Here is a 17,774-nt window from a genome sequence, read left to right as displayed (position 1 = left end):
TCTGTCCGCGGAGAGAGCTGAATAGAGGAGACCGCTGATGGACATCGAACTCGGACTGCTGCGCGGAATCGAGAAGGAGAAGGCGATCCCCTTCGACGAGCTCGTCTCGATCATCGAGCAGGCCATCCTCACCGCATACGGCAAGCACGTCTCCGCTGACGGCGCCGTGCCCGAGGGCGTGCGCGTCGAACTGAACCGCACCACCGGCCACGTCGCCGTGCTGCAGCCCGTCACCGACGAGGAGGGCGCGGTCATCGGCGAGGAGGAGGCGACTCCCGAGGACTTCGGCCGCATCGCCGCCTACGCCGCCAAGCAGGTCATCGGCCAGCGCCTGCGCGACATCGCCGATGACGCCGTTCTCGGCGAGTTCCGCGGCAAGGAGGGCGACATCGTCGCCGGCATCATCCAGCAGGGCCCCAACCCGCGGATGATCCACGTCGACCTCGGCTCCGTCGAGGCGATCCTCCCGCCGGAGGAGCAGGTGCCCGGCGAGGAGTACGCCCACGGCACCCGCCTGCGCGTGTACGTGACCAGCGTCGCCAAGGGGAACAAGGGTCCGCAGATCACGGTGTCGCGCACGCACCCCGGCCTGGTCCGCAAGCTGTTCGCCCTCGAGGTTCCCGAGATCGCGGCCGGTCTGGTAGAGATCGTCTCGCTCGCCCGCGAGGCAGGACACCGCACCAAGATCGCCGTCAAGGCCAACGACCCCTCGGTCAACGCCAAGGGCTCCTGCATCGGCGAGATGGGCCGCCGCGTGCGGGCCGTCACCGAAGAGCTGTCCGGTGAGAAGATCGACATCGTCGATCACCACCCGGATCTCGCGACCTTCGTCGCCAATGCGCTCTCGCCCGCCAAGGTCACCTCGGCGTTCGTGCTCGATGCCGGCACCAAGGCCGTGCGCGCACTCGTCCCGGACTACCAGCTCTCGCTCGCGATCGGCAAGGAGGGGCAGAACGCCCGCCTGGCCGCCAAGCTGACCGGTGCCAAGATCGACATCCAGCCCGACAGCGTGATGGCGGAGGAGTGATCGCAGGAGAGCGACGCACTCTGCGCACACGCCGGGCGCCGGGCTTCGATCCGCGTCGCGAGGTGTAAGATGGAACCTGTACGAACGTGTGTCGGCTGCCGCGGTCGTGCCTCTCGAACCGCCCTGATCAGGGTGGCCCTGCACAATGACGAGCTCGTCTTCGACGAGCGAGCCGTGCTGCCGGGGAGGGGCGCGTGGCTGCATCCGTCACCCGAGTGCCTGGATGCCGCGCTGCGGCGCCGGGCCTTCGCACGAGCACTTCGCATCTCTCCGTCCATCGGTTTCCCCGAAGCGGCGGATGCGCAGACCACCGAACGGTACTTCCACCGAAACAAAGGCTGAACGGCTATGGAAACAAAGTGAACGGCTCGAAATGAGACCCGTCCGCGACTAGTGGTCTGCCCTGCCAGGGCGGACCGACCCTGACAGGAGAATTGTGGCTGGTAAACCACGCGTGCACGAGATCGCCGCTGAACTCGGCGTCGACAGCAAGTTCGCTCTCGCGAAGCTCAAGGAGCTCGGCGAGTTCGTGAAGAGTCCCTCTTCCACCATCGAGCCCCCCGTGGCTCGCAAGCTTCGCGCTGCCATCGAGGCGGACCCGTCGGCCAAGGCCGCCGACAAGCCCGAGGCGAAGCCGGCGACGGCGAAGGCACCGGCATCCGGTGCACCCAAGCCCGGTGCTCCGGTTCCCGGACCCAAGCCCGGTCCCAAGCCGGCCGCCAAGGCCGAGGCGCCCGCTCCCGAGGTCGCACCCGCGGCTCCGAAGGCGGAGGCGCCCGCGCCTGCTGCGGATGCCCCCAAGCCGGGCGGCAGCGCGCCCAAGCCGGGCGGCAATGCGCCGAAGCCGGGCGGCAGCGCACCCAAGCCGGGCGCGCCCCGCCCCGGCAACAACCCGTTCTCGTCCGCGCAGGGCATGGGCTCGCGCCCGGCAGGTCCGCGTCCGGGCAACAACCCGTTCGCCTCCGCGCAGGGCATGGGCCAGCGCCCGACGCCGGGAAACATCCCGCGTCCGCAGGCGCCGCGTCCCGGCTCCCCGCGCATCGGCGCTCCGCGTCCCGGTCGTCCCGGTGGCGGCGCGCGCGGCGGTCAGGCCGGTCGTCCCGGTGCTCCGTTCCAGCAGCGCACGGGCGGTCCCGGTCGTCCCGGCGGTGCCGGCGGCGCTGGCTTCCAGCGTCCGGGCGGCGCACCCGCGGGCGGCGGCTTCGCCGGTCGTCCCGGTGGCGGCGGCGGTCGTGGTCGTGGACCCGGCGGCGGCACGGCAGGTGCCTTCGGCAAGGGCGGCGGCAAGAGCAAGCAGCGCAAGTCGCGTCGGGCGAAGCGGCAGGAATTCGAGATGCGGTCGGCGCCGGTCGTCGGCGGCGTCAACGTCTCGAAGGGCAACGGCGAGATCATCCGTCTGCGCCGCGGTGCCTCCATCGCCGACTTCGCTGACAAGCTCGAGGCTCTGAACGGTTACACCGTCCAGCCGGGAACGCTCGTCACGATCCTCTTCAACCTGGGTGAGATGGCCACGGCCACCGAGTCCCTGGACGAGGCGACCTTCGAGGTCCTGGGTGCCGAGCTCGGCTACAAGATCCAGATGGTCTCGCCGGAGGACGAGGACAAGGAGCTCCTGGAGGGCTTCGGTCTCGACCTCGAGGCCGAGCTGGAGGCGGAGAGCGAGGATGACCTCGAGATCCGCCCGCCGGTGGTCACCGTCATGGGTCACGTCGACCACGGTAAGACCCGACTGCTCGACGCGATCCGCAAGAGCAACGTCATCGAGGGCGAGGCCGGCGGCATCACCCAGCACATCGGTGCGTACCAGATCTGGACCGAGCACGACGGCATCGAGCGCGCTGTCACCTTCATCGACACCCCGGGTCACGAGGCGTTCACCGCCATGCGTGCCCGTGGTGCCCAGGTGACCGACATCGCGATCCTCGTGGTCGCCGCCGACGACGGCATCATGCCGCAGACGGTGGAGGCGCTGAACCACGCCCAGGCGGCCGACGTGCCGATCGTGGTCGCGGTCAACAAGGTCGACAAGCCCGAGGCCAACCCGGCCAAGGTGCGCCAGCAGCTCACCGAGTACGGTCTGGTCGCCGAGGAGTACGGCGGGGATGTCATGTTCGTGGATGTGTCGGCCCGCCAGGGCACCGGCATCCAGGACCTGATCGACGCCGTGCTGCTGACCGCCGACGCGGGTCTGGACCTCACGGCCAACCCGAACAAGGCGGCCCGTGGTGTCGCGATCGAGGCCAAGCTCGACAAGGGCCGCGGTTCGGTCGCCACCGTGCTGATCCAGTCCGGAACGCTGCGCGTCGGAGACGCCATCGTCGCCGGCACCGCGTACGGTCGCGTCCGCGCCATGCTCGACGAGAACGGCGAGCAGGTCACCGAGGCCGCGCCGTCTCGCCCCGTGCAGGTGCAGGGTCTGAACTCCGTGCCCCGCGCTGGTGACGTGTTCATCGTCACCGACGAGGACCGCATGGCTCGTCAGATCGCGGAGAAGCGCGAGGCCGTCGAGCGCAACGCCCAGCTGGCCAAGGCCCGCAAGCGCATCTCGCTCGAGGACTTCACCCGTGCTCTCGAAGAGGGCAAGGTCGAGACGCTCAACCTCATCATCAAGGGCGACGTGTCCGGTGCCGTCGAGGCGCTGGAGGAGTCGCTGCTCAAGATCGAGGTCGACGACTCGGTGCAGCTGCGCATCATCCACCGCGGCGTCGGCGCCATCACGGAGTCGGATGTGAACCTGGCGACGATCGACAACGCGATCATCGTGGGCTTCAACGTCCGTCCGGACGCCAAGGCGCGCGAGGCCTCGAACCGCGAGGGCGTGGACATCCGCTTCTACTCGGTGATCTACTCGGCCATCGAGGAGATCGAGAACTCCCTCAAGGGCATGCTCAAGCCGGAGTTCGAAGAGGTCCAGTCGGGTGTCGCCGAGATCCGCGAGGTGTTCCGCTCCTCGAAGTTCGGCAACATCGCCGGTGTGATCGTCCGCTCCGGAACGATCACGCGCAACGCCAAGGCGCGCGTGATCCGCGACGGCGTCGTCATCGCCGATGGCCTGGCCATCGAGTCGCTGCGTCGCTTCAAGGATGACGTCACCGAGGTCCGCACCGACTTCGAGGCCGGTATCGGCCTGGGCAAGTACAACGACATCCAGATCGGCGACGAGATCGAGACCACCGAAATGGTCGAGAAGCCTCGCGGCTGAGTCCTGGAAAGCTGCTCCGGCGGCTGCCTTCCCTTCACTCGCAGAGTGGGGCCCCTACCCCAATGCTCGTGAAGGGAAGGCAGCCGCCTTCGCGGTTCCGCACGGAAGCCGCTCGGAAGGTATAGGAATAGGAACATGGCTGGAGAACGACAGGCACGGCTCGCGGATCGCATCCGCGTCATCCTCGCCGAGCGCCTCGAGAAGGGGCTGCGCGACCCGCGGCTGGGGTTCGTGACCATCACCGATGTGCGTGTCTCGGGAGACCTGCAGCACGCATCCGTGTTCTACACGGTGCTCGGCAGCGACGAGGAGCGCGTCGCCAGTGGCGCCGCGCTGAACTCGGCGACAGGGATGCTCCGCAAGGAGGTCGGCCGTCAGCTGAACGTACGTCTCGTGCCGACGCTGGAGTTCATCCCGGATGCCCTGCCGGAGTCGGCCGGGCACATCGCCGACCTGCTGCGTCAGGCCCGCGAGCGGGACGAAGAGGTGGCGAAGCTCGCCGCGGGCGCCACGCACGCCGGCGACGCCGATCCGTACGTGCACGACGACGAGGACTGAGACGAGGCCTGACGGGCGCTGAATGCCCGTCGGGCACTTGCCGGCTCTGAGCAGCCTCTACCGGCGACCGCCTCACACGGGCAGACGCAACAGCCCGTCCACGGCCTCGACCAGCCCGTCGCCGATCAGGGAGTCGATCGCCCGGTCGCGCTGGACAGCATCCGGCCAGTCGGCGAGCACGGCATCCGCCGGCATCCGATGACCCTCGGCATGGCGCAGCGCGTGCAGTACGCCCCCGCGCGCCTGCCGGTCCGAACCCTCGTACTTCGCCTGGCGGCGCCGTCTGTCGCCGGTGTCGGGCCGACCCGCCTGCAGCCAGGCGCAGGAGGCCGCGATCGGGCAGACGTCGCAGCGGGGCGCGCGAGCGGTGCAGATCACCGCGCCGAGCTCCATCATCGCGGCGTTGAAGGTCGCTGATTCCGCGACGTCCTCCGGCAGCAGCTGCGCCATGCGCTCCAGGTCCCTCTTCGCGGGAGCGTCGGGCTGAGCGCGCCCGTCGACGGCGCGCGCGATCACGCGGCGCGTGTTGGTGTCGACGACCGGATGCCGGTCGCCGTAGGAGAACACCGCGACCGCCCTGGCCGTGTAGTCGCCGATGCCCGACAGCGCCAGCAGAGCACTCACGTCACGGGGCACCGTACCGCCGTGCCGCTCCACGACCTCGATCGCCGCACGATGCAGCCACAGCGCCCGGCGCGGATAGCCGAGGTTCGCCCACTGGTGCACGACCTCGGCGGGCGTCGCCGCGGCCATCGCCGCAGGCGTCGGCCACCGCTCCAGCCAGGCCTGAAGATGCGGGATGACGCGGGTCACCGGGGTCTGCTGCAGCATGAACTCGCTGACCAGCGTGCCCCAGGCGCCGTAGCGCTCGGCGAACTCGGTCCGCCGCCAGGGAAGATCCCGCGCCTCCTGCCGATACCAGGCCGCGAGGGCGTGCGGGAGGACGGCGGCGCGTGGCATCCCGCCAGCCTAGACGAGCTCTCTGCCTCGGCGGGCTGATCACGCGACCTGCGACGGCGTCCTCTGATCCGTCTCGATAGGCTTGACGGGTGGCATCGCACGGCATCCTCCTCGTCGACAAACCCGCAGGCCTGACCAGCCACGACGTTGTCGCGCGCGTCCGGCGCGCGTTCGGCACCCGCAAGGTCGGGCACGCCGGCACGCTGGACCCGATGGCGACCGGTCTGCTGGTGATCGGTATCGAGGGCGCCACGCGGCTGCTGACGTACATCGTCGGCGCCGACAAGACCTACACGGCGACCATCCGCCTCGGTGCCCGCACGACCACGGACGACGCGGAGGGCGACATCGTCGACACCGCGGATGCCGAGGACTGGGCATCCGTCGACGACGAGGCGGTCTCCGCCGGCATCCGGAACCTCACCGGCACGATCTCGCAGGTCCCCAGTTCGGTCTCCGCCATCAAGGTGGCGGGCAAGCGCGCCTACGACCTGGTGCGGGCGGGGGAGAGCGTCGAACTCGCAGCCAGGCAGGTGACGGTCTCCCGTTTCGACGTGCTGTCCCAGCGTCGAGCGGAGGGGTTCCTCGACCTGGACGTGATCGTCGACTGCTCCTCGGGCACGTACATCCGCGCGATCGCGCGGGACCTCGGCGACGCGCTCGGCGTCGGCGGACACCTGACGGCCTTGCGTCGGACCCGAGTCGGCGGGTTCGAGGTGACGGATGCCGTCGGCATCGACGCGCTCGAGGGCGCCGCGACCATCACACCCGCAGCGGCGGCGACCCGTGTCATGCCCGTGCTGGAGGTCACTGCGGAGGAGGCGCGAGACCTCCGCCACGGCAAGCGACTCGTCGGGCAGCGCGACCGGCTCGATGCTGCCGAGGTGGCGGCGATCGACCCGGCCGGCGTCCTCGTCGGCATCATCGAGGCCCGCGGGCACGACATCAAGAGCGCCATGAACATGCCGGAGGTGCAGGCGTGATCCTGTGGTTCACGATCGTGCAGATCGCGGTCGCCTGCGCATCCGGGCTCTTCTGCCTGATCGCCGGGCTCGTCGGACGTCGTCCCAGCGACTACACCGTGGGCAGCCTGCTGCTGGTCGAGGTGCTGCTGATCGTGCAGGTCGTGGTCGCGATCATCGCGCCGCTGGCAGGCAATCCGCCCACCGGGGACCTGCTCGAGTACTGGGTGTACCTGATCGCCGCCGTCCTGCTTCCTGTCGGCGGCACCGCCTGGGCGCTGCTGGACCGCACCCGCTGGAGCACGGTCGTGCTCGGCGTGGTCGGCCTGTCGCTGGCGATCATGCTGTGGCGGATGCAGAGCATCTGGACCCTGCAGATCGGATGACCGCCCGCTGCGACCCGCCGCGGCTCGCGCTGCCCGCGGCGGCATAGGATGGTGGATGCGATGTCCCACACCGATGCTCCGTCCCAGCCCGCTGACCCGATGAGCGATCACGGGCGCACCCGGATGACGGGTATCGGGCGGGTTCTCGTGATCGTCTACGCCGTCATGGCGCTGGGCGCGACCGGGCGCAGCTTCGTGCAGATCGTGCGGCGCTTCGACGAGGCCCCGCTGGCGTACTCGCTCTCCGCCCTCGCCGCGGTCGTGTACATCCTGGCCACGCTCGCCCTGGTCCTCGCGCATCGGCGGGGCTGGTACGCGGTCGCCTGGATCGCCATCCTGTTCGAGCTGACCGGCGTGGTCACCGTGGGCCTGCTGAGCCTGCTCGTGCCGACGCTCTTCGGCCACGACAGCGTGTGGTCGTACTTCGGTATGGGCTACGTCTTCATCCCTCTCGTGCTGCCGCTGTTCGGTCTGTGGTGGCTGCGCACGCACCAACCGCAGGAAATCTCCGCATGATCGTCTTCCGTGACCCGTCCGAGGTGCCCGCCGACTTCGGCCCCAGTGTCGTCGCCATCGGCAAGTTCGACGGCGTGCACGTCGGCCACCGCGCGATCATCGAGCGGATGCGGGTGGATGCGGCCGCCGTGGGCGCCAAGACGGTCGCGGTGACCTTCGACCGCAACCCGCTCGAGATCCTGCGCCCCGAGCTGTGCCCGGAGAACGTCGTGGCCACCGACCGCAAGGTCCAGCTGCTGGCCGAGCTCGACCTCGACGCCACTCTCGTGCTCACCTTCGACAGGGCCCTGGCGTCACTCGCCGCGGAAGACTTCGTGCGCAGCATCCTGGTGGACGCGCTGCATGTGGTGACCGTGCTCGTCGGACGCGACTTCCGTTTCGGCCGCGGGGGCGCGGGCACGCCCGAGCTGCTGCGCGAGCTCGGCCCGACGTACGGCTTCACCGTCGACGTCATCGACGACGTGCATCCCGACGGCGAGCAGCGTCGGGTCTCGTCGACGTGGATCCGCGAACTGCTGGCGGCGGGTGACGTCGTCGAGGCGGCGAAGGCGCTCGGGCGCCCCGTCGCCGTCACCGGTGAGGTCGTGCACGGCCTCAAGCGCGGGCGCGAGCTCGGTTTCCCGACCGCGAACCTCTCCGAGCTCATCGACGCGCTCGCACCCGCCGACGGTGTGTACGCCGGCTGGCTGGACGACCATGACACCGGCATCCGGCATCCCGCCGCGATCTCGGTGGGCACGAACCCGACCTTCGACGACGTCGAGCGACGTCAGGTCGAGGCGCATGTGCTCGACGCGTCGGGCCTGGACCTGTACGGCCACCGGGTCACCGTGGAGTTCACCGACCACCTGCGCGGCATGGTCGCGTTCGAGGGCATGGATGCTCTGATCGCGCAGATCGCGGCGGATGTCGCCGAGGCGCGGACGCGACTCGGCCTGGGCTGAACCCCGCATTCGGCATCCCGATGCCGTAAACTGACGCCTGGCACTCGAAGCCGCCGCTGCGCGCGCAGTCCGAGAGCCGCACTCCGCACGGTCCTGGCTGGCGCCACACGCGGAACACAGTAGGAACCGAAGGCCACTTCGGCGCTTCGGCATTCACGCTCAGGAGGAGCATGCCGACCACGGCGACCGCCGCATCGCGGCGCAAGAAGACCTCTCGTCGAGACGAAGAGGCACCCCTGATCCCGATACTCGCGCGCAAGGTCCGCGAGATCGAGGCCAAGGCCCAGCGATCCAAGCTCGGCCCCACGAACCGCGTCAAGTTCCAGGTGATCGCGTTCCTCGTGCGCGAGGAGCGCGCCAGGGTGAAGTCGGATGCCGAGCTCGGCGACTCCGCGCGCGCCGAGCTGCTCAAGCGCCTCGACGGCGTGGCGACCATCCTCGCCAAGACCGCGGCACGCGACACCTCCCTGATCCAGCTGCTGGAGGCAGACCAGGCGACCTCGCCGGTTGCCAAGCGGATGCGTCGCGACTGGCTGCTCGAGTCGGGTGCCGAGCTCGCACCCGAGGAGCTCATCATCACCGACATCGCGCCGGTGCGCACCACGCAGGTCGTGCCCGCCGCCCTCGCCGAGAAGCAGGTCACCCCGCCGTCGGTCGAGTCGCGTCAGCTCGCGAACCCGTTCCTCGCCCCTGACCTCACGCCGCGCCCGGCCTCCGTGCCTCGGCGCCGCCTGGACGGCTGGGAGCTCATGGGCCCGCTGTACAAGGCGTTCGAGTCCGGTGCGGGCGGAAGCGCGGCCTCCATGGAGCTGCCGCCGCTGCCCGAGTACGACCACATCTCGCCCAAGGGTCGCGAGGTCATGGTGCACCAGTCGCGGTTCGTGGAGTCCGTGCGCGCCGGGCATCGCAGCTTCCTGCTGGCCGATGAGCCGGGTCTGGGCAAGACCGCCCAGTCGGTGCTCGCGGCATCCGTCGCCGACGCGTATCCGCTGCTCGTCGTCGTCCCCAACGTGGTGAAGATGAACTGGGCGCGCGAAGTGGAGCTGTGGACGCCGCAGCGCCGTGCCACGGTCATCCAGGGCGACGGCGACGACATCGACGCCTTCGCCGACGTGTTCATCGTGAACTACGAGATCCTCGACCGGCACCTGTCCTGGCTCGGCGCGATCGGCCTGAAGGGCATGGTCGTCGACGAGGCGCACTTCATCAAGAACCTGTCCTCGCAGCGCTCTCAGAACGTGCTGGCGCTGGCCTCCCGCATCCGCGAGCGCGAGCAGCATCCACTGATGATGGCGCTGACCGGAACCCCGCTGATCAACGACGTCGAGGACTTCGACGCGATCTGGCGGTTCCTGGGCTGGACCAACGGCGAGAAGCCGGAGGCGCCCCTGATGGAGAAGCTCGATGCCACCGGACTCACGCCGGCTGACAAGTCCTTCTACGCCGAGGCGCGCGAGGCCGTCATCTCGATGGGCATCGTGCGCCGAAAGAAGAAGGACGTCGCCGCCGACCTCCCGGACAAGCTCATCGCCGATCTTCCCGTCCAGCTGGACGACGAGTACGGCCGCAGCATCCGCGCCGCCGAGCGCGAGCTGGGGGAGCGGATGGCCGCCAAGTACCGGCGCATCGTCGAGGCCCGCACTGCTGCCCACGGTCCGTCGGGCTCGCACGAGATCGACGACGACATCGTCCGGCTGGTCGCGCACAACGAGCTCGAGGAGTCGAAGGCCGCCGGCACCGGCGGCGACAACGTCTTCACGATGGTGCGCCGGATCGGCCAGGCCAAGGCGATGCTCGCGGCCGACTACGCCGCCCAGCTGCAGCGCTCGGTGGAGAAGGTCGTCTTCTTCGCCAAGCACATCGACGTCATGGACCAGGCCGAGGCGCATTTCGCGGCGTCCGGTATCAAGGCGGTGTCGATCCGCGGCGACCAGTCCACCCCGGCACGTCAGCAGGCCATCGACGCCTTCAACAACGACCCCTCGGTGGGCATCGCGGTCTGCTCGCTGACCGCCGCGGGCGTCGGCGTCAACCTGCAGGTGGCCTCGAACGTCGTCCTGGCCGAGCTCAGCTGGACCGCGGCCGAGCAGACCCAGGCCATCGACCGGGTGCACCGCATCGGACAGGACGAGCCGGTGACCGCGTGGCGGATCATCGCCGCGCACACGATCGACACGAAGATCGCCGAGCTCATCGACCAGAAGCAGGGGCTCGCCGCGCGCGCCCTGGACGGCGAGGCGGTGGAGGAGGCTCCGGGCGAATCCGTGCAGCTCGCGGCCCTCATGCACCTGCTGCGGGAGGCGCTCGGCGCCGCCTGATCGTCACATTCCCGAAGAGGGCGTTAAGAACACACGTTCTTGGCGCCCTCTTTCGTCGATATCGGCAGCTTTCGTCAAGAACTCATCGGATGCCTGGGATCCGACGTCAAGATTCTTGGTTTTCGCGCCTTCAGGAATGGCATCCGCGGTGCATCACCACTAGGGTCGAGAACAGGCAACGTCGCCGATTCCCCTCTCCTCCCGAAGCACGAAGGCAGCAGCATGAAGATCGGCATCCTCACCAGCGGCGGCGACTGCCCCGGACTCAACGCCGTCATCCGCGGCATCGTGCTCAAGGGCACCACCACCTACAACCTGGAGTTCGTCGGGATCCGTGACGGCTGGCGCGGCGTCGTCGACGGCGACTTCTTCCCCCTCACACGTCACGAGGTGAAGGGTCTGTCCAAGGTCGGCGGCACGATCCTCGGCACCAGCCGCACCAACCCCTACGAGGGTGTGCGCGGGGGAGCGGAGAACATCGCGAAGACCCTGGCCGCGCACGGCATCGACGGCATCGTCGCGATCGGCGGCGAGGGAACGCTGGCCGCCGCGGACCGGCTCTCCAAGGACGGCATCAACGTGCTCGGCGTGCCGAAGACGATCGACAACGACCTGCGGGCGACGGACTACTCGTTCGGCTTCGACACCGCCGTGAACATCGCCACCGACGCCATGGACAGGCTTCGCACCACCGGCGACTCCCACCAGCGCTGCATGGTCGCCGAGGTCATGGGCCGTCACGTCGGCTGGATCGCGCTGCACGCCGGAATGGCGGCGGGTGCTCACGTCATCTGCATCCCCGAGGTGCCGATGTCGATCGACGAGATCTGCGCGCTCGTCACCCGTGCCTTCGACCGCGGTCGCGCGCCACTGGTCGTCGTCTCCGAGGGCTTCAAGCTGAGCGGCATGGACGAGGCTTACAGCGACAAGGGCCTGGACGCGTTCAACCGCCCGCGGCTCGGCGGCATCAGCGAGATCCTGGCACCCGAGATCGAGCGGATCACCGGCATCGAGACCCGCTCGACGGTGCTGGGCCACATCCAGCGCGGCGGTTCCCCCTCGGGCTTCGACCGCGTGCTCGCGACTCGCCTCGGCCTGAACGCCGCCGACGCCCTCGTGGACGAGTGCTGGGGTCAGATGGTCGCGATGCGCGGCACCGACATCGTGCGGGTGCCCTTCGAGGAGGCGCTCGGCGAGCTGAACACCGTGCCGCTCAGCCGCTACGAGGAGGCCTCCGCGCTCTTCGGCTGATGTTCTTCGACACCGGTGCGTGTCGAGCGGAGCCACGGCGTGTCTCACATACGGCGGGTGCACGGCGCCCGCACCAGCCGCTTGTGGGACATGCGGCTGGCTGTGTCGCCGCAACGGCGGGCCGGATGTCACGCCACCCGCATCTTGTGAGACTCGACGTCATCCGCGTCCCGGACGCCACCCCGCGGCGAACAGCGCGACTGCGACCTTGTCCACGGCGAGCTGTGGATTCGGGCGCAGGTGGTGGCTGAGGATGCGGACGTGCTGCCAGCCCCGCTCGCGGATGGCGTCCCAGCGGTCGGCATCCTGAGGTCGTCCAGTTCCCACAGCGCGGCAGCTTGCCGACCCGTTCTGCGACAGGGCAGCTCTCCGGCCTCAGAACCGGCCGGTGGCAGACTCCCACACTCGCCAGTGCGGGGTCATACCTCTGGCGTGTCCCAGCAGTGGCGGCTTCGGACTCAACGCACCGACGACTACTGGAACACGCCATCCGCACGCGCGGAACAACCGCGACGACGGGAGCGCCGAGCTCAGTCCGCCAGGCCCAGCACGTCCAGCATCCAGGCGAGCTCGAACGCGCGCTCGCGCCAGGCGTTGTACCGGCCGCTCACGCCGCCGTGGCCCGCCGACATCTCGCACTTCATGATCACGTCGGCGGCACCCGCGTGGCGCAGCGCCTGCACCCATTTCGCCGGCTCGACGTACAGCACGCGGGTGTCGTTGAGCGAGGTCATCGCGAGGATGCGCGGATAGGCCGAGGCATCCGCCGCGATGTTCTCGTACGGCGTGTACGACTTCATGTACGTGTACACCTCGGCGTCGTGCAGCGGGTCGCCCCACTCATCCCACTCGATCACCGTGAGCGGCAGCGACGGGTCGAGGATGGTGGTCAGCGCGTCGACGAACGGCACGGCGGCGAGGATGCCGGCGAACAGCTCGGGGGCGAGGTTCGTGACCGCGCCCATCAGCAGCCCGCCCGCGCTGCCGCCCTCGGCGACCATCCGCTCCGGGCTGGTCACCCCGGTCTCGACCAGGTGGCGGCCGGCGGCGACGAAATCGGTGAAGGTGTTGCGCTTGGTCAGCTCCTTGCCGTCCTCGTACCAGTGCCGGCCCATCTCGCCGCCGCCGCGAACGTGCGCGACGGCGAAGATCACGCCGCGGTCCATCATCGACAGGCGCATCGTCGAGAAGCCGGGGTCGATGGAGTGCTCGTACGACCCGTAGCCGTACAGGTGCACGGGACGCGCCTCGGCGCCGGGCTCGCCGAACGACCGCTTCCACACCAGCGAGATCGGCACCTGTGCGCCGTCGGATGCGGTGGCCCACACACGCTGCTGACCGTAGTCGGACGAGTCGTAGCCGCCGAGCACCGGCATCTGCTTGCGCACGTGCTTCTCGCCGGTCGCGAGCTCCAGCTCCAGCACGGTGGACGGCGTCACGAACGAGGTGTAACCCATCCGCAGGAACGGGGCGTCCCACTCGGGGTTCCCGGAGAAGTACGTCTCGTAGAGCGGCTCGTCGAACTCCACGGCGTCGAGCGCGTCGGTGCGGTAGTCCAGCAGCGCGGCCCGCGGCATGCCCTCGGTGCGGTACTCGACGGTCGCGAAGTCGCGGAAGCAGTCCACGTCGAGCAGTCGCCGGCCGGGGGTGTGCGGCAGCACCACGCGCCGCTCGCCCTGCGGGTCGGACGCCGCGACCGAGACGAGCTCGAAGTCGAGGGCGCCGTCGTTGTGAAGGATGAAGAGGCGGTCCTCGCAGTCGATGACGGCGTGATCCACGGAGTACTCCACGCCTTCCACGCGGGGCCAGACGGGATGCGGTGCGGCGGTCAGATCGCTCAGGTCGAGCAGCAGCTCCTCGCTGGTGATCTTGGAGCCCAGTCCGATGACGAGGTACTTCTTGCTGCGCGTGATGCCCGCGCCCAGCCAGTAGCGCTCGTCGGGCTCGTGGAACAGCTTCACATCCGCGTCCGCCGGCGTTCCGATCCGGTGCAGCCACAGGGTGTCCGGCCGCCATGCCTCATCGCGGGTCGTGTAGACGACGGACAGCCCGTCCGGGGTGAAGAACGCCTGGCCGGTGTTGGGGATCTCGTCCGCAAGTCGCTCGCCCGTCACGAGGTCGCGGACGTGGGCGGTGTACAGCTCGTCGCCCTCGAAGTCGACCGACCAGAGCATCCGCGTGCCGTCGTCGGAGAGGTCGAAGGCGCCCATCGAGAAGAACTCGTGCCCCTCGGCCTCGACGTTGCCGTCCAGCAGCACCTCCTCGCCGGGAACGGCGACGCCCGGCTCGAGCACCGGGGGAGTCCAGTCGTCCGGGCCGGAGATCGCGGTTCGGCACTGGATGCCGTACTGGGCGCCCTCCTCGGTGCGGCCGTAGTACCACCAGTCGCCCCGGCGAGTCGGCACGGAGAGGTCCGTCTCGAGGGTGCGCGACTTCACCTCCTGGAAGATCTCGTCGCGAAGTCCGCTCAGGTGGGCGGTGCGGGCGTCGGTGTACGCGTTCTCCGCCTCAAGGTGCGCCACGACCTCGGCGTCCTCCTTGGCGCGCAGCCATTCGTAGGGGTCCTCGAAGGTGTCGCCGTGGTGGGTGCGGGCGGCGGGACGGCGGTCTGCGACGGGCGGTTGGATGCTGAGTTCGCTCACGGGTCCACGCTATCGGAGCAGCCTTGCCCCGGGCGCGCCGGCCACGGCGCACGAGGGGGTGCGAAGTTGACCGACGCGAGGGAGGATGGGAGGATTCTCGCGGGCCCGTATACGGAACATGAACCCACGGTGAACTCTTCGTTCGTCACGCCGGCGCACCGGCATCCCCTCCTGACAGTCCCAACGAAAGAGAACGGTGGAAACCGCAGCCCTCGTCGTCGTGCTGGTCATCGCACTGGCACTCTTCTTCGATTTCACCAATGGCTTCCACGACACGGCGAACGCGATGGCGACGCCGATCGCGACCGGAGCCCTCAAGCCCAAGACGGCCGTTCTGCTGGCCGCAGTGCTGAACCTCGTCGGCGCGTTCCTCTCGACAGAGGTGTCCAAGACGGTCTCCGGCGGCATCATCAACGAGTCCGCGGTCGGGCACACGCTGCTGCCGGAGCTGATCTTCGCCGGCCTGATCGGCGCCATCACCTGGAACATGCTCACCTGGCTCCTGGGGCTCCCGTCCAGCTCCTCGCACGCCCTCTTCGGCGGCCTGATCGGCGCCACCATCGTCGGCTTCAGCGCCAGTGGCATCAACTTCGGCGTCGTGCTCTCCAAGGTCATCCTGCCGGCGCTCATCGCACCGCTGACCGCGGGCATCATCGCGTACGTGGCGACCAAGGTCGCCTACGGCCTGACGCGCCGCTACGACGGCAAGCCCGACGGCCGCTCCGGCTTCCGGTGGGGGCAGATCTTCACCTCGTCGATGGTCGCGCTCTCGCACGGCACCAACGACGCCCAGAAGACCATGGGCGTGATCACGCTCGCCCTGATCACCGTCGGATGGCAGAGCGGCGACCCGGGCAGCCCCGAGTACCACAACCCGGAGTTCTGGGTGATCGTCGCGTGCGCCGGCACCATCGCGCTGGGCACGTACCTCGGCGGATGGCGCATCATCCGCACGCTGGGCAAGGGGCTCACCGAGGTCAAGCCCGCGCAGGGCTTCGCAGCCGAGAGCTCGACCGCCGCCACGATCCTCGCCTCCAGTGCCTTCGGCTTCGCGCTGTCCACCACGCAGGTCGCGTCCGGCTCGGTGATCGGCTCGGGCCTGGGACGCCGTGGTTCCACGGTGCGCTGGCGCACCGCCGGTCGCATCGCGGTCGGATGGCTGCTCACGCTGCCCGCAGCCGGCATCGTCGGCGCTCTGGCAGCCGTCATGGTGCGCTGGCTGGGTGGCTGGGGTGTCGCGATCGACGCGGTGCTCGCCGTCGTGATCATCGTCGGGCTGTTCCTGCGCTCGCGGCGCAACGCCGTCACCCATGCCAACGCGATGAGCGACGTGGCGGAGTCCGGCCACGCCGTCGAGCTTCCCGAGGTGCCCGGCCCCACGCGCCGCACCAGCCGCATCGAGCTGATGCGCGCGCTCGAGCGGGCGGAGCGCAAAGCCGATGACGCCGAGCGGGCCGCCAAGCGGGCGAAGAAGCTCAAGAAGTCCGGGGGCACGCCCAGCGAGATCAAGGCCGCACGCAAGGCCGCCGAGCGCGCCGCCCAGAAGTACGCGGAGGCTGAGAAGGCCGCCGCGGAGTGGGAGGAGCTCAGCGCCAGTCGCCGCGCCCGCGCGAAGCTCGCCGAGTGGGATCTGGGCGTCGAGGATCAGGAGGAAGCCCGATGAGTGTCGAGATCGACTGGCTGGCCTTCCTCAGCGTGTTCGCCGCCGCACTGATCGGTGCGGTCGCCATCGTCGCGTTCTACGCGCTGGGCCTGCGGATGCTCGTCCGCGCCGGGCGGGTGCCCGTGGTGACGCCCGCGGAGTTCACCGACGCCATCACGGTGCTCTCCGAGAAGGAGATCAAGCGGGCGGCCAAGCAGGCGCAGAAGGCCGCGCGGAAGAGTCCGCTCACCGAGGGCCAGAAGACCCTCGCGTTCGTCGCGGCGCTCGGATGCTTCGCGCTGTGCGCCGCCGCGGTCATCGGCGGCATCCTGCTCATCGTCCTGGGCGGCGGGCACTGAGGCATCGCGTCCGGATGGCGCGGACGTCGGCGGGCGACCCTATGCTGGGCGCATGATCGACACACCGGTGTTCGGACGCCATCAGCCGCCGTCGCACACGATCATCCACCTGAGCGACCCGCATTTCGTCGCCGGGGGAGCCCGGCACTCGGGCGGCGCCGACAGCGACGGCAACCTCGCGCACACGCTCGCGACGATCCGGCGGGTCGACCGGCATCCGTCGGCGATCGTCGTCACGGGCGACCTGACCGACTTCGGCGAGCCGGACGCGTACCGGCGCATCCGCGCGGCGATCGAACCCGTCGCCGCCGAACTCGGATGCCCGATCGTGTGGGTCGCGGGAAACCATGACGAGAGACCCGCGATGCGCGCGGAGCTGCTCGACGAGCCTGCGAGCGAGGAGCCCGTCACCGGCGTCTGGGACCTCGACGGACTGCGCCTGATCGCGCTGGACAGCAGCGTCCCCGGGTGGCACCACGGCGACATCGACGCCGCCCAGCGGGACTGGCTCGCCGGCGTGCTGGCGGAGCCGGCCCCGCACGGCACGCTGCTGGCCCTGCACCACCCGCCGCTGCCCGCCCACGTGCCCCTGTTCGACATCCTCGAGCTGCAGCATCAGGACGAGCTCGCCGAGGTCATCCGCGGCACAGACGTGCGGGGCATCCTCGCAGGCCACCTCCACTACTCATGCTCGGGCATGTTCGCGGGGGTCCCGGTGAGCGTCGCGTCCTCGACCTGCTACACGATGAACCTGGGGCGGCCCGCCGTCGAGGTGAACGGGATGGATGCCGCGCAGGCGTTCCAGCTCGTGCACGTGCGACCCGACGTCATCACCCACACCGTCGTCCCGGTCGCGGAGGCACCCACCGGCGACTACTTCAGCGAGGAGTGGGTCCGCCGGATGGCCGCGCTGTCGCCGGAGGGCCGGCTCGAGGCCTTCTCGCGCAAGCCGCCTTCCGCCCGGGCATAGGATTGATGCATCCCCCGCATCCCATTCGCCACCACCC

16 protein-coding genes are annotated in these 17,774 nt (G+C 69.6%); 13 read left to right on the top strand and 3 right to left on the bottom strand.

Annotated elements, in window-relative coordinates; genetic code table 11:
- The first annotated feature begins 37 nt into the window (after positions 1-37).
- From nusA to rbfA, 4 genes are all read left to right on the top strand, one after another.
- Positions 38-1,027, top strand: a complete 990-nt coding sequence (gene nusA, locus MIAR_RS06760; protein WP_285633205.1) for a transcription termination factor NusA — start codon at positions 38-40, stop codon at positions 1,025-1,027.
- Between the two features lie 69 nt (positions 1,028-1,096).
- Entirely contained in the window at positions 1,097-1,369 is a 273-nt protein-coding gene (locus MIAR_RS06755; protein WP_285633202.1) for a YlxR family protein, read from the top strand.
- A gap of 94 nt (positions 1,370-1,463) precedes the next feature.
- Positions 1,464-4,229 (top strand): translation initiation factor IF-2, encoded by a 2,766-nt coding sequence (infB, locus tag MIAR_RS06750; protein WP_285633199.1) that lies wholly within the window; start codon positions 1,464-1,466, stop codon positions 4,227-4,229.
- A gap of 135 nt (positions 4,230-4,364) precedes the next feature.
- Positions 4,365-4,787 carry a 30S ribosome-binding factor RbfA gene (rbfA, locus tag MIAR_RS06745; RefSeq protein WP_285633196.1) on the top strand — a complete coding sequence of 141 codons (423 nt, stop codon included), beginning with the start codon at positions 4,365-4,367 and terminating at the stop codon, positions 4,785-4,787.
- Positions 4,788-4,859: 72 nt separating this feature from the next.
- On the opposite strand, the gene MIAR_RS06740 is transcribed toward rbfA, so the two are convergent.
- Positions 4,860-5,747: an HhH-GPD family protein gene (locus tag MIAR_RS06740; protein WP_285633193.1), complete on the bottom strand. Its 888-nt coding sequence runs from the start codon at positions 5,745-5,747 to the stop codon at positions 4,860-4,862.
- An 89-nt stretch (positions 5,748-5,836) separates the two neighbouring features.
- On the opposite strand from MIAR_RS06740, the gene truB reads away from it, so the two are divergent.
- From truB to MIAR_RS06710, 6 genes are all read left to right on the top strand, one after another.
- On the top strand, positions 5,837-6,730 hold the full coding sequence (gene truB, locus MIAR_RS06735) for a tRNA pseudouridine(55) synthase TruB (RefSeq protein WP_285633191.1): 894 nt from the start codon (positions 5,837-5,839) through the stop codon (positions 6,728-6,730).
- Positions 6,727-7,095, top strand: a complete 369-nt coding sequence (locus MIAR_RS06730) for a hypothetical protein (RefSeq protein WP_285633189.1) — start codon at positions 6,727-6,729, stop codon at positions 7,093-7,095. The genes truB and MIAR_RS06730 overlap by 4 nt, the downstream gene beginning before the upstream one ends.
- A 123-nt stretch (positions 7,096-7,218) precedes the next feature.
- Positions 7,219-7,611 (top strand): hypothetical protein, encoded by a 393-nt coding sequence (locus tag MIAR_RS06725; protein WP_425561584.1) that lies wholly within the window; start codon positions 7,219-7,221, stop codon positions 7,609-7,611.
- Positions 7,608-8,555 (top strand): bifunctional riboflavin kinase/FAD synthetase, encoded by a 948-nt coding sequence (locus MIAR_RS06720; RefSeq protein WP_285633185.1) that lies wholly within the window; start codon positions 7,608-7,610, stop codon positions 8,553-8,555. Before MIAR_RS06725 ends, MIAR_RS06720 begins: the two co-directional genes overlap by 4 nt.
- Positions 8,556-8,725: 170 nt before the next feature.
- Positions 8,726-10,873 carry a DEAD/DEAH box helicase gene (locus MIAR_RS06715; protein ID WP_285633181.1) on the top strand — a complete coding sequence of 716 codons (2,148 nt, stop codon included), beginning with the start codon at positions 8,726-8,728 and terminating at the stop codon, positions 10,871-10,873.
- A 222-nt stretch (positions 10,874-11,095) separates the two neighbouring features.
- Positions 11,096-12,124 (top strand): 6-phosphofructokinase, encoded by a 1,029-nt coding sequence (locus MIAR_RS06710; RefSeq protein ID WP_285633178.1) that lies wholly within the window; start codon positions 11,096-11,098, stop codon positions 12,122-12,124.
- A gap of 159 nt (positions 12,125-12,283) precedes the next feature.
- Here MIAR_RS06710 and MIAR_RS06705 read toward each other — a convergent pair whose 3' ends face one another.
- Positions 12,284-12,451: a hypothetical protein gene (locus MIAR_RS06705; protein ID WP_285633175.1), complete on the bottom strand. Its 168-nt coding sequence runs from the start codon at positions 12,449-12,451 to the stop codon at positions 12,284-12,286.
- A 203-nt stretch (positions 12,452-12,654) separates the two neighbouring features.
- The gene (locus MIAR_RS06700; RefSeq protein ID WP_285633172.1) at positions 12,655-14,766 is read right to left on the bottom strand and encodes a S9 family peptidase; all 2,112 of its coding nucleotides are present in this window, start codon (positions 14,764-14,766) and stop codon (positions 12,655-12,657) included.
- 196 nt (positions 14,767-14,962) lie between these two features.
- On the opposite strand from MIAR_RS06700, the gene MIAR_RS06695 reads away from it, so the two are divergent.
- Genes MIAR_RS06695 through MIAR_RS06685 form a run of 3 tightly spaced genes read left to right on the top strand, consistent with a single transcriptional unit; the run spans position 14,963 to position 17,737 of the window.
- Positions 14,963-16,429 (top strand): inorganic phosphate transporter, encoded by a 1,467-nt coding sequence (locus MIAR_RS06695; protein WP_285633169.1) that lies wholly within the window; start codon positions 14,963-14,965, stop codon positions 16,427-16,429.
- Positions 16,426-16,767, top strand: coding sequence for a peptidase (locus tag MIAR_RS06690; protein WP_285633167.1), 342 nt, complete (start codon positions 16,426-16,428; stop codon positions 16,765-16,767). Before MIAR_RS06695 ends, MIAR_RS06690 begins: the two co-directional genes overlap by 4 nt.
- A gap of 52 nt (positions 16,768-16,819) precedes the next feature.
- Positions 16,820-17,737 carry a phosphodiesterase gene (locus tag MIAR_RS06685; protein ID WP_285633165.1) on the top strand — a complete coding sequence of 306 codons (918 nt, stop codon included), beginning with the start codon at positions 16,820-16,822 and terminating at the stop codon, positions 17,735-17,737.
- Positions 17,738-17,774 lie beyond the last annotated feature (37 nt).

It is taken from the genome of Microbacterium arabinogalactanolyticum (assembly GCF_030268005.1).
In the GTDB taxonomy this organism is placed as follows: Bacteria; Actinomycetota; Actinomycetes; order Actinomycetales; family Microbacteriaceae; genus Microbacterium; species Microbacterium arabinogalactanolyticum.
The sequence above is the reverse complement of the archived record's forward strand: the minus strand, read 5'-3'. Positions and strand labels throughout refer to the sequence as shown.